At 70.5% G+C, this 17335-nt stretch carries 15 protein-coding genes; 13 read left to right on the top strand and 2 right to left on the bottom strand.

The features are described from left to right. Positions 1-5: 5 nt before the first annotated feature. Positions 6-1847, bottom strand: coding sequence for a glycoside hydrolase family 15 protein (locus NGH83_RS13980; RefSeq protein ID WP_251856859.1), 1842 nt, complete (start codon positions 1845-1847; stop codon positions 6-8). Positions 1848-1880: 33 nt separating this feature from the next. After that, complete coding sequence (locus NGH83_RS13975) at positions 1881-3116, bottom strand: heparan-alpha-glucosaminide N-acetyltransferase domain-containing protein (protein ID WP_251856858.1); 1236 nt, start codon at positions 3114-3116, stop codon at positions 1881-1883. A gap of 229 nt (positions 3117-3345) precedes the next feature. On the opposite strand from NGH83_RS13975, the gene NGH83_RS13970 reads away from it, so the two are divergent. From NGH83_RS13970 to NGH83_RS13910, 13 genes are all read left to right on the top strand, one after another. Then, the gene (locus NGH83_RS13970; protein ID WP_251856857.1) at positions 3346-4200 is read left to right on the top strand and encodes a GntR family transcriptional regulator; all 855 of its coding nucleotides are present in this window, start codon (positions 3346-3348) and stop codon (positions 4198-4200) included. Beyond that, a complete protein-coding gene (locus NGH83_RS13965) occupies positions 4121-5197 on the top strand; it encodes a BMP family protein (protein ID WP_251856856.1) in 1077 nt (358 codons plus the stop codon). Before NGH83_RS13970 ends, NGH83_RS13965 begins: the two co-directional genes overlap by 80 nt. Before the next feature lie 80 nt (positions 5198-5277). Beyond that, entirely contained in the window at positions 5278-6864 is a 1587-nt protein-coding gene (locus NGH83_RS13960) for an ABC transporter ATP-binding protein (RefSeq protein ID WP_251856855.1), read from the top strand. Then, positions 6861-7988, top strand: a complete 1128-nt coding sequence (locus NGH83_RS13955; RefSeq protein WP_251856854.1) for an ABC transporter permease — start codon at positions 6861-6863, stop codon at positions 7986-7988. The genes NGH83_RS13960 and NGH83_RS13955 overlap by 4 nt, the downstream gene beginning before the upstream one ends. Continuing rightward, the gene (locus NGH83_RS13950) at positions 7985-8887 is read left to right on the top strand and encodes an ABC transporter permease (RefSeq protein ID WP_251856853.1); all 903 of its coding nucleotides are present in this window, start codon (positions 7985-7987) and stop codon (positions 8885-8887) included. The genes NGH83_RS13955 and NGH83_RS13950 overlap by 4 nt, the downstream gene beginning before the upstream one ends. Positions 8888-8889: 2 nt before the next feature. Beyond that, positions 8890-9534: a cysteine hydrolase family protein gene (locus tag NGH83_RS13945; RefSeq protein ID WP_251856852.1), complete on the top strand. Its 645-nt coding sequence runs from the start codon at positions 8890-8892 to the stop codon at positions 9532-9534. Beyond that, positions 9531-10454, top strand: coding sequence for a carbohydrate kinase family protein (locus NGH83_RS13940; protein ID WP_251856851.1), 924 nt, complete (start codon positions 9531-9533; stop codon positions 10452-10454). Before NGH83_RS13945 ends, NGH83_RS13940 begins: the two co-directional genes overlap by 4 nt. Further along, positions 10454-11209, top strand: coding sequence for a nucleoside phosphorylase (locus NGH83_RS13935; protein ID WP_251856850.1), 756 nt, complete (start codon positions 10454-10456; stop codon positions 11207-11209). Before NGH83_RS13940 ends, NGH83_RS13935 begins: the two co-directional genes overlap by 1 nt. Before the next feature lie 51 nt (positions 11210-11260). Continuing rightward, positions 11261-12049: a sugar isomerase domain-containing protein gene (locus NGH83_RS13930; RefSeq protein WP_251856849.1), complete on the top strand. Its 789-nt coding sequence runs from the start codon at positions 11261-11263 to the stop codon at positions 12047-12049. Beyond that, entirely contained in the window at positions 12046-13509 is a 1464-nt protein-coding gene (locus tag NGH83_RS13925) for an aldehyde dehydrogenase (protein WP_251856848.1), read from the top strand. The genes NGH83_RS13930 and NGH83_RS13925 overlap by 4 nt, the downstream gene beginning before the upstream one ends. Beyond that, positions 13509-14963, top strand: a complete 1455-nt coding sequence (locus tag NGH83_RS13920) for an aldehyde dehydrogenase family protein (RefSeq protein ID WP_251856847.1) — start codon at positions 13509-13511, stop codon at positions 14961-14963. Before NGH83_RS13925 ends, NGH83_RS13920 begins: the two co-directional genes overlap by 1 nt. Beyond that, positions 14960-16075, top strand: coding sequence for a CaiB/BaiF CoA-transferase family protein (locus NGH83_RS13915; protein ID WP_251856846.1), 1116 nt, complete (start codon positions 14960-14962; stop codon positions 16073-16075). The genes NGH83_RS13920 and NGH83_RS13915 overlap by 4 nt, the downstream gene beginning before the upstream one ends. Before the next feature lie 10 nt (positions 16076-16085). Further along, a complete protein-coding gene (locus NGH83_RS13910; protein WP_251856845.1) occupies positions 16086-17276 on the top strand; it encodes an acyl-CoA dehydrogenase family protein in 1191 nt (396 codons plus the stop codon). Positions 17277-17335: the final 59 nt, after the last annotated feature.

Here is a 17335-nt window from a genome sequence, read left to right as displayed (position 1 = left end):
GACGGCTAGTCCTCGCGCGCGGGGTCGGTTGCAACGATGTCGGCGGCGGCGTTGACGAGGGCGAGGTGGCTGAGCCCCTGCGGCAGGTTGCCGAGGAACTCGCCGTTCTCGGCGATCATCTCCGCGTAAATGCCGACGTCGTTCGACTGTGCGACCAGTTCGTCCATCAGGGCGATCGCCTCGTCGCGCCGACCGACGCAGGTGAGCGCGGAGACCACCCAGAAGGCGCTCGAGACGAACGTTCCCTCCTCCTCGGCCATCCCTGTGTACCGGTAGACGAGCGGCCCGACGCCGAGCTCCGCGCGGAGGGCGTCGATGGTGCGCGACATCCGCTCGCCGCGGTCGAACCCGCTCGGCGCGTGCAGCAGCACCGACGTGTCGAGCGCGTCGGCGCCCGGGTACATCAGGTAAGCCCCGCGCTTCTCATCCCACGCGTTCTCATCGATCCACTGCACGATGAGGTCGCGGTTCTTCTTCCACCGGTCGAGCTGCTTCGGCGACGGGTGCACCTCGCCCAGCTCCGACAGCCGGATGGCTGCGGTCAGCGCCTGCCAGACACCCATCTTGGAGCTCGTGTAGTGCTGCTGCTTCGGCAGCTCCCACATGCCGGCATCCTTCTTCTGCCAGCGCACGCAGGCCTCGTCCGCGAAGCCGCAGAGCAGTTCGCTTGTCGAGGAGTCGAGGATGTTCCCGCCCTCCACGTAGCCCGCCATGATGGCGAGGATGTCGGCGAAGTTGCCGAGTTGCAGCTGATCGGCGGCGGGGTTGCCCGTGACGACGGGGCCGATGCCGCGCCACCCTTCGGCCTTCGCCTCGTGCACGCCGTCGGCGAGGGAGCCGTCGAGCTCGAAGAAGATGTGCATCTCGCGCCCGTTGTCCTTCAGCGCTTTGAGGATCCAGGACACGGCGGCATGCGTCTCTTCGCGCAGACCGAATCGGATGAGCGCCCGGGTCGTGTAGGCGAGGTCGCGCACCCACGCGAATCGGTAGTCCCAGTTCTTGCCGCCGTCGAGCGACTCCGGCAGCGACGAGGTGGCCGCCGCGGCGATCGCACCGGTGGGCGAGAAGATCAGCAGCTTGAGGGCCAGGGCGCTGCGGTGCACCGACTCCTGCCAGGGGCCTTCCCAGGTGAACTCGCGCGACCAGGTCGCCCAGCTCTCGATGCTGCGATCGACGCCCTCGTCGACGATGTGCGGATCGGGCAGGTGGATGGGTTCGTCGTCGGTGCCGCACAGGCACAGCAGGGAACGGGATCCGGCGGTGGTGCTGAATCGGCCCGAGAACTCGGGCTCCGTCGTCGAGTCGCCGTCGAGGCGGCCGTGCTCGAAGCCGACGAGGGCGAAGTTGATGTCGTCGTCGCGCAGGATCGGGCCGTGCACGGTGTTCAGCCGGTCCACCTCACCGCCGCCGAAGACGGCGCCGGGGGCGACCCTCCACTCGAACTCGACGGCACCGGAGATTCCGTCGATCCGTCGGGCGAGCTCCGCCCAGGGCAGTCGCCCGGCGACGCCCGTGACGAGGGCGTCGGTCACGTCGGCGACGCCGTCCGCCGTCGTGAACCGGGTGCGGAGGACGTTGGTGCCGTCGACATACGCGCGTTCGGTACGGAAGGGGGCGGTCGGTCGAAGTTCGAATCGGCCGCCCTTCGCTGCGTCGACCAGCGCGGCGAAGACAGGGGGCGTGTGCAGCGCCGGCATGGGGAGCCAGTCGATGCTGCCGTCGCTCGCGATCAACGCGACGGTGCGCCCGTCTCCGATCGCGGCGTAGTCGCGCAGGGGGACGTAACCGTCGACGCGCGTGGACGGGGCGCCGGCGAACGGGGAGGAGGGTGCGGGGTCGGCGGTCAAGGGCCCTCCTTCGATTCGCAGCGGAATCCGAGCCTACGAGCGGTTTCCTGAGCGCCGGATGCCAGCCGTGGCGCTGCCGGCGGCGGTGACGGCGGTCTCGAGCGGGCCGCGGATGCGCAAGAGCCCGAGCACCGTGCCGATGCCGAGCGCGACGGCCAGGTTGGCGAGATACAGGGGCAGGCTCGAGCGGAACTCGAACGGGGCGAACCCGTCGGGGCTCAGCAGGGTGGCCGTCTGCGGCACGAGGGCGGTCAGCGCGACGTGCACGGAGTAGACGGTCAGCGGCGCCGCCCCCGCTCCGGCGATCGGCAGGAGGACGTTCCGCAGCGTCCGTCCCGGAGCGGGCAGCAGCGCGAGCAGCACGCCGATCGTGATGGCGGCGATACCGGCGGTGATGAGAAGGTCGGGCGTGCTGCCCGTGTGCGGTGCGGCGGTCGCGAGCCAGTACGGGCTGCGCAGCGGCGGCGACCCGGTTCCGCCGTCGACGAGCAACTCGTCGACGATGCGGCGGCCGTCAGCGCCGTAGAGCTCCGCAAGGGCCGCGCGTCCGCCGACCACGTCGAGCACGAGCGCGCTGACGAGGTATCCGACCACCACGGAGACCAGGCCTCCGAGGGCGGTGACGAGTCCGAGCCGGCGGACCCGGTCGACGGTGTCCGCGCGGATGAGCGCGCGACCGATGAGCATTCCGACGATCGCGTAGACCAGCCAGGTGATGACCGGGTAGATGCCGGTGATCAGCAGTCCGCGCACGAGGGCGATGGGGTCGAGCAGATCGACCCACGTCGGGCTGCCGAGCTCTTCGGTGACGCCGAGCGATGCGCGCACGAACACGTTGACGAACGGCCCCGCCACGGCGAGGACCACGGCGATGCCGATCAGCCACCGGGAGCGCAGCCCGGCGATGGGCGCCATCGCGAGGAAGAGCAGGCCGTAATAGGCGATGATCACGTACACGTTGGTGCCGAGCAGGCCGAGGGTCATGCCGATCACGAAGATCGCGAGCGCTCTGCCGAGGAGAAGTCGCGCGGCGATTCCGCGCCTCCCCTCAGCGAGCGCGCGGCGGGTGACGAAGACGACTCCGACGCCCGCGAGCACCGCGAAGAGCGCGGCGGCCCGACCTGCGACGAGTTCGCCGATCAGGGTCTGCTCGCCGTCGGCCGTGCGGTTCCAGGTGTGCGCCGCCATCATCCCGGCGAGCGCCGCGAACCGGCCGAGGTCGATGGCGAAGACCCGCGTCGTTGACACTGCGGGCGCGACCGTCGACATGCCCCAACCGTAAGCCCGCCGCCCATGGACTCACCCGAGCGCCCACCCATCCGCCCGACGCATCGGTGTGAGGCGGTGATACCACCGCCGGGCCCGGCTTGGTGGGCTTTTGTAAACGTCTCGTTTCCGCGCGTAACGGTCCTGTGAAAAGAGGGCCTTGACTCCACGCCGTCCCCTAGCGTTCACTTGACCGGACAAGCGGTCATTCGAACGACGGAGATCTTTGACCATGCGAGTTGAACTCGACCACGCACGCGGCGGACAGCCGTTGTATGTGCAGCTCGCTCGCGCGATCGAAGACTTCATCGCTCTCGAAGAGCTGAAGCCCGGTGACCTGCTTCCGAGCGAGACGGTGCTCGCGGCGGAGAACCGTCTGAGCCGCGCCACCGTCATCAAGGCCTTCGACACACTCGTCGACCGGGGCGTCGTCACCCGCCGTCAGGGGCGCGGCACCTTCGTCAGTGCGCGCCCGATGGAGCGCCAGCTCCCCGACCTGTCGAGCTTCTCCGAGCATGTCCACGGACTCGGCCTCGCCCCCGGAAGCACGCTGCTGTCCTTCGAGATGCTGGCGGCGGGCGACCCCGCCCGTCCCGCCTCCGCCTTCGACGGAGAGCCCGGCGACGAGCAGGACCTCGTCCGCCTCGAGCGACTGCGCACCGTCGGCAAGGAGCACGTCGGCATTCAGCGCGCCCTCATCGCCGCCGACGTGGCCGACCGGATCGGTCTCACCGAGCCGGTCGCCGCCGACAGCGGCTGGTCGCTCTACGAGGCGCTCCGACAGGGCGGCGTCTACCTCACCTCCGGCGAGGAGACGCTGCGCGCCATCAACGCCGACGAGCGCGAAGCCGAACTCCTCGGAGTCGAGGAGGGCACCGCGCTCATCGAAATCGTCCGCTCTTCGCGGGACGCAACCGGACGCCTCGTCGAGGTCGTCCGAGCCCGGTACCTCGGGACGCAGTACCTGTACCACATCACATTCGCCCCCCAACCCCATGGAGGAAACCATGAAGAAACGACACGCGCTGGTCTTCGCTCCGGTGGCGGCCTCGCTGCTGCTGCTGACCGCCTGCTCGGGCGCGAGTAGCGACGGCTCCGCCAGCGGCGGCGACGGCGACTCGCTCGCGTCGACGGCTCTCGTCGTCGCGCAGGGAGGCCTCGGCGACGAGTCCTACAACGACTACGCCTACACGGGCTTCGAGAAGGGCCTCGCCGACAACGGTCTCGAGGGAACCCCGATCGAGTCGGACGACATCGTCGGTCAGGGCGAGCAGGTGCTGCGCCGCGCCGGTGACGAGGGGCTCGGTCTCGTGATCGACCTCGAGTACTCGCACGCCGAGATCCTTCCGCAGGTCGCCGCGGACTACCCCGACACCTTCTGGGCGCTCGTCAACGCGGAGGCCGCGGGCGACAACGTCGCCTCGGTGCTCTTCCAGGAGCAGGAGGGCTCGTACCTCGCCGGTGCGCTCGCCGCGATCCAGACGAGCAACACCAGTGACCCGAAGATCAACTCCGACAAGGTGATCGGCGTCATCGGCGGTGCGCAGAGCGCCGGCATCGACAAGTTCCTGGTCGGCTACATCCAGGGCGCTCGCGACACCGACCCCGAGGTCACGGTGCTCACCGCCTACTCGAACGACTTCGCGGACCCGACCAAGGGTCAGCAGCTCGCGCAGTCGATGTTCGACCAGGGTGCGGACATCGTCTACGCGGTCGCCGGCGGCACCGGCGCCGGCGTCATCCAGGCGGCGGAGGACAACAACCACTACGCGATCGGCGTCGACGCCAACCAGGACGACGTGGCCCCCGGCTTCGTGCTCACCACGATGCTGAAGCGCACCGACGTCGCCATGGACACCCTCCTCAAGGCGTACAAGGACGGCGACTTCCCGGGCGGCGAGACCCTGAACCTCGGTCTCGCCGAAGACGGCGTCGGCCTCTCGGACTTCGCGAACACGAAGGACGCGATCGGCCAGGAGACCCTCGACCGCATCGAGGAGCTGAAGCAGCAGATCATCGACGGCGACATCACGGTCTGGAACGTGGTCGCCGACGGCTACCCGGACTACTACTCCGGTAGCTGAGCACCATCCCACCCGGCGCCTCGCCCTCGAGGCGAGGCGCCGGGACCCCTCTCGAAGCGGACCGAGGAAGAGATCCACGCATGACTACAGCGAGTGCCGAGCGGGTTCCGGGGCCCGACCCGGCGGCCGTGAGCTGCCGCATCGGGGCACGGGGCATCAGCCGCTCCTTCGGCCCGGTGCGTGCCAACGTCGACGTGACCCTGTCGGTGCGTCCCGGCACGGTGCACGCCATCGTCGGCGAGAACGGCGCAGGCAAGAGCACCCTGATGCGGATGCTCTACGGGCTCGATCAGCCCGACTCGGGATCCGTCGTCATCGATGACGAGGAGATCGTCCTCAGCAGCCCGCGCGCCGCGATCGAACGTCGCATCGGTCTGGTGCAGCAGGAGCTGGCGATCATCCCCGAGCTCACCCTCCTCGAGAACCTGGTGCTCGGCGACGAGCCCGCGACCCTCGGCCGCATCGACTGGAAGAAGGCCCTCGAACGGGCCCGCGAGCTGAGCTCCTCCGTCGGCGTCGACATCGACTGGAACGCGAGCGCCGCGCGCACGTCGATCGCGATCCAACAGCAGGTCGAAATCCTTCGGCTGGTCTACCGGGGCGCCGACGTGCTGATCCTCGACGAACCGACCGCCGTGCTCGCTCCGGCGCAGGCCGACGAACTCCTCCGCCTGCTGAAGTCGCTCCGCGACGCGGGGCGCACCGTCCTCTTCATCTCGCACAAGCTCGACGAGGTGCTCGGCGTCGCCGACCGCATCTCGGTGCTGCGCTCCGGCCGCACCATCACCGAGGTCGAGCGCGGGCAGATCGACCGTCCCGGCCTCGCGGCCCTCATCGTCGGCGACGGCGAGCGGGCGGCGACCACCGTCACGCGCGGCATCCCGGGCGACGTGGTCCTCGTCGCCGACGCGCTCTCCGCCAAGGACGACAGGGGTATCACCCGACTCGACGGTGTCGGCTTCGAAGCCCGATCCGGCGAGATCCTCGGCGTCGCGGCAGTCGCCGGCAACGGGCAGGAGGAGCTCGCGGAGGTGCTGATCGGCATCCGCGGCGTCTCGTCGGGCGAGCTCACCCTCGACGGCATGTCCATCACGCGGAAGTCGGTGCGGGCGCGGCGTCGCGCGGGCGTCGGCTACGTCTCCGCCGACCGCAAGGTCGAGGGCCTCGCCCTCGGCCTCTCACTCGCCGACAACTCGATCGCGACCCCGAAGCTCTCCGTGCTCGCGCGAGCCGGGTGGCTGCGCCCCCGCACCGTCGGAGCCTTCGTCACCTCCGTCCTCGGCCGCGCCGCCGTCCGCTTCGGATCGGCGTCGGACCCGGCGTCGTCGCTGTCCGGCGGCAACCAGCAGCGGGTCGTCCTCGGCCGCGAGACGATCGGCAAGCCGCGGGTGCTCATCGCAAGCCAGCCGACCCGCGGCGTCGACATCCGCGGCATCGGCTACATCCACGAACTGCTCCGCCAGGCCCGCGACGAAGGCGCATCGATCGTCCTGTTCAGCGAGGAGCTCGACGAGCTGCGCGAGCTGTCCGACCGCATCGTCGTCCTTCACCGCGGACGCGTAGCGGGGGTCCTGCCGGGCGAGAGCAGCCGCGCCGAGATCGGCGAGCTCATGCTCGGCCACACCGACCGCTCCACCGATCGGACAGGGGAGGCACCCTCCGCATGACGACCACCCCCACCCACGAGGCGCCGGTCGCGCCGGCGCAGACCGAGTCGGGCACCCCGCTCGGCCGACGCGTGATCGACGCGGCCCTCCGCGTGCTCAAGACCGCGGGGCTGCCGGTCCTCATCGCACTGGTCGTCGGCGCGATCGTGCTGCTCGTCACCGGCAACGACCCCGTCGACGTGTATGGGCGCCTCGTCGAAGAGGCCTTCGGCACCCCGAGCCGCATCAACGCGACTCTCGCCGCCACCACCCCCATCCTTTTCACCGGCATCGCGGCCGCGTTCGCGTATCGGGCGGGCGTCTTCACCGTCGGCGTCGAAGGCAGCTTCGTGCTCGGCGGCCTGGTCGCCGCGGTCATCGGCTCGGGCATGGCGGACATGCCGCCGGTCCTGTCGGTGCTGCTGCCGCTGCTCGGCGGCACCGTCGCCGGCGGCCTCGTCGCCCTGGTTCCCGCGGTGCTCCGCGCGTTCTGGCGGGTCGACGAGGTCGTCACCACGCTGATGTTCAACTTCATCGTCGCCGGCCTGGCGGGCTGGGCGGTGCAGTCCTTCTTCCTCGCGAAGGGCCAGGCCAACTCCAGCACCGAGTACGTGGCGGAGAACGCCGAACTCCCGGCGCTCGCCCCACCCGGGCAGACCAGCGTCGGCCTCGTTATCGCGCTCGTCCTGCTGGTCGCCTACGCCCTGTGGATGCGGTACTCGACCCTCGGTTTCGAGTTCCGCGCGGTCGGCAGTGCACCCCGGTTCTCCGTCGCGCAGGGCCTCCGCGTCCGTACCGTCCTGCTGACCGCCCTGATCGGGGCCGGTCTCATCGGCGGCGTCGGCGGCTCCGCCCACACCCTCGGCCTCGTGCACCGGTACTCCGAAGGCTTCTCGGCCGACTTCGGCTTCACCGGCATCGCGATCGCGTTGCTCGCCCGGTTCAACCCCATCGGCATCCTCGTCGGCGCGATCCTGTTCGGTGCCCTCAACGCCGCCGGCGCCACCGTTCAGCTGTTCATCGACCTGCCCGTGCAGATCATCGACGTGCTGCAGGGCACGGTCATGATCTTCGCGGTCGCCGTCTTCGCCTTCCCGCGGCTCCGCCGACTCCGGGCCGCCCGCGTCGAGAGGAAGCGCTCGTGATCGATCTCCTACTCGCCTCGGCGATCACCCTGTCGGTCCCGCTCGTCCTCGCGGCGCTGGGCGGTGCGATCCACCGCCGCGCGGGCATCGTCAACATCGGCCTCGAGGCGCACATGATCCTCGGCGCCCTGATGGGTGCCGTGTTCAGCGGCCTGACCGGCAACTGGGCGGTTGGCGCGCTCGCCGGCCTCGTCGCGGGCGGCATCTCGGGCCTGCTGATGAACGTCATCATCACGCGTCTCAAAGGCAACGAGATCATCGTCGGCCTCGGCTACAACATCGTGATGTTCGGCGTCATCGGTTACGTGCTCCGCGCCACCCTCGGCGTCTCGGGCACGCTGCAGGTGCCGGGCCTCGAGCGGATGCCGAAGCTCGTCATCCCGGGCGTCGCCGACGTGCCGATCCTCGGCGCGCTGATCTCGGGCAAGGACCCGCTGTTCTGGCTCTGCATCGTGCTCATCCCCGTCCTCGCCTGGATGCTCCGCTCCACCCGCTGGGGTGTGCGACTCCGCGCCACCGGCGCCTCCGAGAGCGCGAGCGCCTCGCTCGGACTGCGCACGCTCGCGATCCGCGACGGCGCCGGCATCGTCGCGGGCGCCCTCGCCGCTCTCGGCGGTGTGGCCTTGAGTCTCGGCACCGTCGGACTGTTCAACGAGAACATGACCGCCGGCCGCGGGTACGTGGCGCTCGCCGCGTTCTACTTCGGTCGGTCGAAGCCGCTCCCCACAGCCCTCGCGTGCGTGCTCTTCGGCTTCTTCGACGCGCTGCAGATCCGTCTGCAGACGACCGGCGGATTCAACGCCGACATCATCTCGACCCTCCCGTACATCGCCGTCGTGGTGGTGCTGGCCCTCACGGGCATCCGCCAGCACTACCGCGGCGCCCGCACCCTGAGCTGAGCATGATCACCGACCGCGCCATCGACACCGACTCCACCATGAACACCGACTCCCTCACCGACGAGCACACGCCGGAGACGACACCCGACCCGGCGGTCCCCACCGCGCTCGTCCTCGTCGACGTCATCGCGTCGTTCTTCGACCCGAAGGAGGCCAACTTCTACCCGGCCGCCCTCGACGTGCTCGATCCGATCCGAGAGCTGCTCGAGACCGCCCGCGAGAAGGGCACCCTCGTCATCCACGCGGTGGAGCGCCACTACCCGGGGCTCGAGGACTTCGAGTTCGGCAAGCTGCCCCGCCACCACCAGATCGGCGCGAGCGACGCCGCCTACGTGCCCGGCTTCGAGCCGATCGCATCGGGACGCGAGGTCGAGGTCGGCAAGCGCCGCTTCTCCGCCTTCTACGCGACGGACCTCGACCTGCTGCTGCGCGAGCAGGGCATCCGCCGCGTGATCCTCGTCGGCGTGAAGACCAACGTCTGCATCCGCGCCAGCGCGCAGGACGCCTTCGCCGGCGGGTTCGAGGTCTGGGTGCCGCGCGAGACGACCAACTCGAACCGACCGCATCTCGCCGAGGCGAGCCTCGAGGACATCGAGCGTTACATCGGCCGCGTTCCGACGTTCGCCGAAGCGAAGGCGAGCCTGTGACCCTCGCCGTCGTCGGCTACGCCAGCCTCGACTATTCGACGTCGACCGCCGACTTCCGCGGCGTCGATGCGACGAGCATCCTGCATCGCGGCATCGCCTCGGTCGAACCGGGAGTCGGCGGTATCGCCCACATCGTGCGCGCCGCGACGGCCACCGGAGCGGACACCGAGGCGATCAGTTGGGTCGGCCCCGACTCGCTCGGCTCGCGGTGGCGAGAGGGCCTCATCGCCTCCGGCGGCGGCACCGCGGGAGTGTCGGTCACCGGCAGCCGGTCGCCGAGCGCGACCCTCATCGAGATCGGGACGGGCGGCACGATCTGCCTGTTCGATCCCGCCGACTGCCACCCCGACTCCCTGACGCCGGGGCAGCTCGACGCCCTCGCGGCCAGCACCTGCGTCATCCTCACCGTCTCGCCCCGCCGCCTCACCGAGCAGGTCCTCGACGCGGTGCCCGAGACGGCGACGCTCATCTGGGCCGTCAAGCACGACGACGACGCCTACACGGCGGAACTCATCGCGCGCCTCCTCGATCGCGCCGACGTCATCAGCTTCAGCGAGGGCGAGCGCTCCTACGTGAGCCAGGACGGCGTCGCGCCCGAGCGTCGCGCGACGCCCGGCACCCTGGTCGTCGAGACACGGGGCTCCCGCGGTGTCGCGTGGGCCTTCGCATCGGCGGACGGCGCCGTGCGCGCCGGGTCGATCCCGGTCGAACCGGTCGCCGCCGACGACACCACCGGCGCGGGCGACACCTTCATCGGCACGCTCGCCGGTCTCGCCGCCCAGTCCGGGCCCCTCGTTTCGCAGAGCGACGAGGACGTCGCCGCGCTCATCACCTCATCGTCCCGAGCCGCGGGGGATCTTCTCCGCAGCCGGTCAACCTCCGGCCCGACGGTCGGTGCACCACTGAAGGAGACCCTCTGATGTCGAGCAAGAACGCCTGGTACCTGCGCTGCAGCGCGGACGAGGTCGGAGCATCGGCCGTCCTCGTCGGCGATCGCGGCCGTGTCCACCTCGCCGCGGAGCTGATGGAGGGTTCCGTCCTGCTCAACGAGGACCGGGGGCTCACCACCGCGACCGGCTACTACGAGGGCGAGCGCATCACCGTGAGCGCCTTCGGCATGGGGGCTCCGATCGCCGCCGTCGTCATGCATGAGCTCGCCGACCTCGGCGTGAAGCGTTTTGTGCGACTCGGCACCGTCATGACGGTGGGGGAGACGCAGCTCGGCGAGCTCGTGGTCGCGCACGGTGCCATCCGCGGCGAGTCGACCTCGGCGAGCTACCTGCCGGTCGAGTACCCGGCCGTGCCCGACTTCGCCCTCACCGCCCAGCTGGAGGCCGCCGTCCGCGCCGCCGGTCAGCCCACCCGGTCGGGCATCTATGCCACCTACGACGGCTTCTACACCGAGATGTTCGACACCGGCGTCGGAGTGGAACGGGTCGCCGACCGCTACGCCCGCCTCGCGAAGGTCGGAGTCGTCGCCGCGGACATGGAGACGAGCGCCCTGTTCGTCGCCGCCCGCGCGCTCGGTGTCGCAGCCGGATCCCTGTGCCTCGCGAGCGTCGCGGGAACCACCAACGAGAAGATGGCGCACGCCGACCGCGTGCGATCCGAGGCGGAACTGCTGAAGGCCGGCTTCACCGCCCTCGCCGCCTCCGCCATGCCCGCGGGCGTCTGAGCGATCGCGCGGCGCCCTCCCGACCGAGAAGACGAAGAAGAAGGAAGAACCATGACCATCGCACAGACCTACCTCGACGACGTCATCGCCAAGGTCTCCTGGGTGCGCGACACCCAGGCCGAGAACATCACGGCCGCCGCCGCCATCTGCGCCGACTCGATCGCGGGAGACGGCCTCGTCTTCACCTTCGGCACCGGCCACGGCGGCTTCGCGGCCCTCGAGAGCTTCCCGCGCACCGGTGGTGTCACCGGATTCCGGCCCATCGTCGAGTCCTCGATCGCGCTCATGCACCACGTGCTCGGCGACCAGGGCACCGCGCAGTACCGCTTCCTGCACACGCAGGAGGGCTACGGCAGGGCCATCCTCCGCTCGCACCAGCTGAAGGACGGCGACTCGATCATCCTGTTCAGCCACTCGGGCATCAACCCGGTGATCCTCGACATGGCGACCGAGTTCCAGGAACGCGGCCTCAAGGTCATCGGCGTCACGAGCGTGCCTCACTCGTCGCAGGTCGCGAGCCGGCACTCGAGCGGCAAGCGCCTCTTCGAGATCGCCGACGTCACCATCGACACCGGTATCCCGCTCGAGGACGCGTCGCAGCGCATCGAGGGCCTCGACGAGCCCGTCGGCCCCACGTCCACCTCGATCGCCGTCGCCGTCTCGCACGCGATCAACGCGTCGACCGCGGCGGAGCTCGTCTCGCGCGGCGTCGAGCCGATGATCATGATCAACACGAACTCGAACCGCACGAAGCAGGCGCACCAGCAGAACGACCGCAACTACGCGGAATTGTGGCGCCGCCTCCGCAGCCGCGAGTTCTCGGCCCCGGTCGTCAAGTGAGCACCACCGGCTACGACCGCGGGCTCTATCTCGGCGGGGCGTGGGTCGCCTCCGAGAGCGCCCAGACGCTCGATGTGACCGACCCGGCGACCGGCGACCTCGTCGGCCGCACGGCTGTCGCGTCGGCGAAGGACGTCGACCGGGCGGTCGAGGCCGCGATCCCCGCGCAGCGTGCCTGGGCGGCACTCTCCTCCGGTGACCGCGCCACGATCATGCACCGCGGTGCCGCCCTCATCCGCGAGCGGATCGGCGACATCGCCGAGCTGCTGACGAGAGAGCAGGGCAAGCCGATCCCCGACAGCGTCAAGGAGATCGCCTTCGCGGCGGAGGTCCTCGACTACTACGCCGAGGAGGGGCAGCGCGTCGGCGGCAGCCTCCGCCCGGTGCAGCGCCCCGACATCCGCTCGATCGTCGAATGGGCGCCGATCGGCGTCGTCGGTGCGGTCGTGCCATGGAACTATCCGGTCGACCTGTACGCGTGGAAGATCGGCCCGGCGCTCGCCGCGGGCAACGCGATCATCGTGAAGCCGCCCCTCGAGTCGCCGCTCGCGGTCGGTCTCGTCGTGCAATGCCTGCACGACGCCGGCATCCCGGCGGGCGTGCTCGCCGACCTGCCCGGCGGCCTCGAGGCGGGCGAGGCGCTGTCGTCGCACCCCGGAATCGGGATGGTCACCGCGACCGCGTCGACCCGCACAGGACAGGCGATCATGCGCTCCGCCGCGGCCACCATGAAGCGGGTCTCGCTCGAACTCGGCGGCCAAAGCCCCTTCGTGGTGCTCGACGACGCCGACATCCGCGACGCCGCCGCGGCGGCCGCCCGCCGGTCGTTCTCGAACGCGGGCCAGATCTGCATCGCGGTCAACCGCATCCTCGTCGCCGACTCCATCGCCGACGAGTTCGTCGCCGCGGTCTCCGAGCAGGCCCGCGCCATCACGCTCGGTCACGGTGTCGAGGACGGCGTCACGGGCGGCCCGACCACGACGCCCGCCGTCATCGGCGTCGCCGAGGCGCACATCGCCGACGCCCTCGATCAGGGAGCGCGGCTCGTCTCGGGCGGATCGCGAGTGACCGGCGGGGCGTTCGATGCCGGCTACTTCTTTGAACCGACCGTGCTCGACGAGGTCCCCCGCAACACGCGGGTGATGACGGAGGAGACCTTCGGCCCCGTCGTCGCCGTGCACCGCTACGACGCCGCGTCCGACGTCGAAACCATCGCCGCACTCGCCAACGACACCCAGGCGGGACTCGCCGCCTACGTCTTCGGCGGCGACCTCGACCGTGCATGGGCGGTCGCCGAACGCATCGAGGCCGGCGGCGTCGGCGTCAACATCAACGACATCACCGAACTGCAGGCGCCGTTCGGCGGCTGGAAGATGTCCGGCTTCGGCCGCGAGCTCGGCGCCGAGGGGCTGCACGGCTTCATGCAGCAGCGGCACATCCGGATGCGGCGGCGGTTCTGATGAGCGGGGTGCTCCTCCAGCAGTTCATCGGCGGAGTCTGGCGCGACGGCCGGGGTGACCTGCTGACCAGCGAGAACCCCGCCCGCCCGACCGAGATCGTGGCTTCCGGGCCGGCCGGCACGGTCGAGGACGTCGAGCTGGCGGTTCGCGCCGCGAGCGAGGCGACAGCGGCGTGGGCCGCCACTCCGCCGCACGAGCGCGGAGCCATCCTGAAGCGCGCGAGCGCGATCGTCGCCGACGCGGCGCCGGAGTGGGGCCGCGACCTCGCCCGTGAGGAGGGCAAGACCCTCGCCGAGGGCGTGGGGGAGACCCGGCGCGCGGCGCAGATCCTCGAGTACTTCGGAAACGACGCCGACCGCGAGGCCGGGTCGCTCTTCTCGTCCCCGCGCCGCGGCGAGCGGATCCTCGTGACCCGTCGCCCGCTCGGCACCGTGGCGCTCATCACGCCCTTCAACTTCCCCATCGCGATCCCGGCCTGGAAGATCGCGCCGGCGCTCGCCTACGGCAACACGGTCGTCTGGAAACCGGCGGGTCCGGTGCCGCTGCTCGCTCTCCGGCTCGCGCAGGCACTCGACGAGGCGGGACTGCCCGCGGGGGTGCTGAACCTCGTCTTCGGCGAGGGCGAGGTGGGTGCGGCGCTCGTCGGACACCCGCTGGTGGACGGCGTCAGCTTCACCGGGTCGACGGCGGTAGGCAGGTCCGTCGCGGCCGCCGGAGCCGCGCGGGGAATCCCGGTGCAGGCCGAGCTCGGTGGCAAGAACGCGGCCGTGGTGCTCGCGGACGCCGATCTGGAGCTGGCCGCAGGGCAGGTCCTCGCCGGCGCGTTCAACTCGTCGGGTCAGAAGTGCACGGCCACCTCTCGCCTTGTCGTCGCCGACGAGATCGCTGCGGACTTCGGTCGGCTCCTCGCCGAGCGGGCCGATGCGCTCGTCGTCGGTGACCCGGTCGTCGAGGGCGTGCAGCTGGGCCCCGTCGTCTCGGGTCGCGCCCGCGACTCGATCCTCGCCGGCATGGCGCAGGCGGAACAGGAGGGCGCGTCCGCGCTCACTTCGCGCGAGCTCGAGCTGACGAGCGACCTCGCGGACGGCTACTTCGTGCGGCCCGCCGTCTACGAGCTTCCGACAGACGGCTCGTTCCTGTGGGAGCAGGAGCTCTTCGGCCCGGTGCTCGCGATGCTGACGGCGAAGACCGTCGACGAGGCGTTCGGCCTCGCGAACGAGGGCGGCTTCGGGCTCTCGGCCGCGGTGTTCACCAACGACCTCGGGCTCGCCCTCGACTCGATCGACCGCCTGCAGATCGGCATCCTGCACGTCAATTCCGAGACGGCGGGCGCCGACCCGCACGTGCCGTTCGGCGGCGCGAAGGGCAGCGGCCTCGGCCCCAAGGAGCAGGGCGGCGCGGCTCGGGAGTTCTACACGTCCTCGACCACGGTGTACCTGCGGGGCGGCGCGTGACCCGTTCCGCCCTCGAGGCTCTGACGGTCGTCGACTTCTCCCGGGTCCTCGCCGGTCCGTACGCGACGATGCTCCTCGGCGACCTGGGGGCGCGCGTCATCAAGATCGAACGCCCGCGAGTGGGTGACGAAACCCGAGCGTGGACTCCGCCCGTCGACGCGACCGGCACGTCCACCTACTTCGCCTCCGTCAACCGCAACAAGGAGGCGTTCCCCGCCGACCTCGCCGACGAGGGCGACCGCGAGCGGGTGCGTGAACTCCTGCGCACCGCGGATGTCGTGATCGAGAACTTCCGCGCCGGAACGATGGAGCGTCTCGGCTTCGGCTACGACGAGGTCCGCGCGCTCAACCCGCGTATCGTCTACTGCTCGATCACCGGTTTCGGCACGGCGGAGGGGGCGGCGCTTCCCGGCTTCGACCTGCTCGTGCAGGCCGTCGGCGGTCTGATGAGCATCACCGGGCAGACCCCCGACCAGCCGACGAAGACGGGCGTCGCCGTCGTCGACGTCATCACCGGACTCCATGCCATCACCGGCATACTCGCCGCCGTCGTGGCGCGGGAGGCGACGGGGGAGGGTCAGCGCGTCGAGGTGAATCTGCTCTCGAGCCTGCTCTCGGGCCTCGTGAATCAGGCCGGCGCCTACGTCGGCGCGGGCGTCGTGCCCGGCATCCTCGGCAACGCGCATCCGAGCATCGCGCCGTACGAGGTGTTCGAGACGGCGGATCGGCCGCTCGCGGTCGCGGTCGGCAACGACCGGCAGTTCGCCGCGTTCGCGACCGCGCTCGGAGTGGCAGGGCTCGCGACCGACGAGCGCTTCGCCACCAACGCCGCCCGGGTCGCGCACCGGACGGAGCTGAAACGGATCGTCACGGAACGGCTGATGCAGCGGTCCGCCGACGAGTGGTTCGACGTGCTGAACGAGCACTCGGTGCCCGCCGGTCCCATCAACACGATCGCGGAGGCGTTCGAGCTCGCCACCCGACTCGGCCTCGAGCCGATCGTCGAGGTGGAGGGCTCCCGCCAGGTCGCGAACCCGATCACCCTGAGCGCGACCCCGGTCTCGTACCGGCTCGCGCCCCCTCGACTCGACCCGCCGACCCCTTCGAACTAGGAAGCACGACATGACCGACCTCACGCTCCTCGCCCGCGGCCGAGAGGCCCTTTCCGGCGTCTTCAACCTCGACGCGCTGCTCACGCCCGACGAGCGCGAATGGCAGCAGCGAGCTCGAAGCATCGCCGAAGAGCGCATCGCGCCCGTCATCGAGGAGGACTTCGAGAACCGCCACTTCCGGGAGGAGCTGGTCCCGGTCATCGCAGCGGAGGGGCTCCTCGGCATGCACATCTCTGGTTACGGCTGCGCGGGAGCCAGCGCCACGGCCTACGGTGCGGTCTGCCTCGAACTCGAGGCGGCGGACAGCGGCTGGCGCACCTTCGTCTCCGTGCAGGGCTCGCTCGCGATGAGCGCGATCGCGAAGTGGGGCTCCGAGGAGCAGAAGAACGAGTGGCTGCCGCGCATGGCGGCCGGTGAGGTCATCGGCTGCTTCGCGCTCACCGAGCCGGACGGCGGCAGCGACCCGGCGGCGATGCGCACCGTCGCGGTGAGGGACGGCGACGACTGGGTGATCACGGGGTCGAAGCGCTGGATCGGCCTTGCGAGCGTCGCCGGTGTCGCGGTCGTGTGGGCGCAGACCGAGGACGGAGTCCGCGGTTTCATCGTGCCGACGGACTCGCACGGCTTCACCGCGACACCCATCACGGGCAAGCTCGCGATGCGCGCCTCCATCCAGTGCGACATCGCGCTCGACGGCGTGCGCGTGCCCGACGCGAACCGCCTGCCCGAGGCGAAGGGCCTGCGCGCCCCGTTCTCGTGCCTCAACGAGGCCCGCTACGGGATCGTGTGGGGTGCCATGGGCGCCGCGCGCAACAGCCTCGAGGTCGCCCTCGGGCGGGCAGTGTCGCGGGAGGTGTTCGGATCGCCGATCGGAGGCTTCCAGACGACGCAGAACAAGCTCGCCGAGATGCTCCTCGAGTACGAGAAGGGCGTGCTGCTCGCGCTGCACCTCGGTCGCAAGAAGGACGCTCACGAGCTCGACCCGACGCAGATCAGCGTCGGCAAGCTCAACAACGTCCGCGAGGCCATCAAGATCGCCGGGATGGCTCGGTCGATCCTCGGCGGCGATGGGGTGACCGACGAGTTCCCGGTGATGCGGCACATGGCGAACCTCGAGGCGGTGCGCACTTACGAGGGCACCGACGAGATCCACTCCCTCGTCCTCGGCCGCGCCCTCACCGGTATCGCCGCGTTCAAGTAGCCCGCCCGCCCCGCGCAGCGATACGAAGGGAAGCGACCCCCGAGCATCCAACGCATGAA

It is taken from the genome of Herbiconiux sp. L3-i23, from assembly GCF_023734115.1.
In the GTDB taxonomy this organism is placed as follows: Bacteria; Actinomycetota; Actinomycetes; order Actinomycetales; family Microbacteriaceae; genus Naasia.
Note: the sequence above shows the minus strand (reverse complement) of the source record. Positions and strands in the feature narration are given on the sequence as shown.

Coding starts and splice junctions, on each gene's coding strand:
- NGH83_RS13975 (WP_251856858.1), bottom strand. CDS start 3,116: ATGTCGACGGTCGCGCCCGCAGTGTCAACGACGCGGGTCTTCGCCATC.
- NGH83_RS13970 (WP_251856857.1), top strand. CDS start 3,346: ATGCGAGTTGAACTCGACCACGCACGCGGCGGACAGCCGTTGTATGTG.
- NGH83_RS13965 (WP_251856856.1), top strand. CDS start 4,121: ATGAAGAAACGACACGCGCTGGTCTTCGCTCCGGTGGCGGCCTCGCTG.
- NGH83_RS13960 (WP_251856855.1), top strand. CDS start 5,278: ATGACTACAGCGAGTGCCGAGCGGGTTCCGGGGCCCGACCCGGCGGCC.
- NGH83_RS13955 (WP_251856854.1), top strand. CDS start 6,861: ATGACGACCACCCCCACCCACGAGGCGCCGGTCGCGCCGGCGCAGACC.
- NGH83_RS13945 (WP_251856852.1), top strand. CDS start 8,890: ATGATCACCGACCGCGCCATCGACACCGACTCCACCATGAACACCGAC.
- NGH83_RS13935 (WP_251856850.1), top strand. CDS start 10,454: ATGTCGAGCAAGAACGCCTGGTACCTGCGCTGCAGCGCGGACGAGGTC.
- NGH83_RS13930 (WP_251856849.1), top strand. CDS start 11,261: ATGACCATCGCACAGACCTACCTCGACGACGTCATCGCCAAGGTCTCC.
- NGH83_RS13920 (WP_251856847.1), top strand. CDS start 13,509: ATGAGCGGGGTGCTCCTCCAGCAGTTCATCGGCGGAGTCTGGCGCGAC.
- NGH83_RS13910 (WP_251856845.1), top strand. CDS start 16,086: ATGACCGACCTCACGCTCCTCGCCCGCGGCCGAGAGGCCCTTTCCGGC.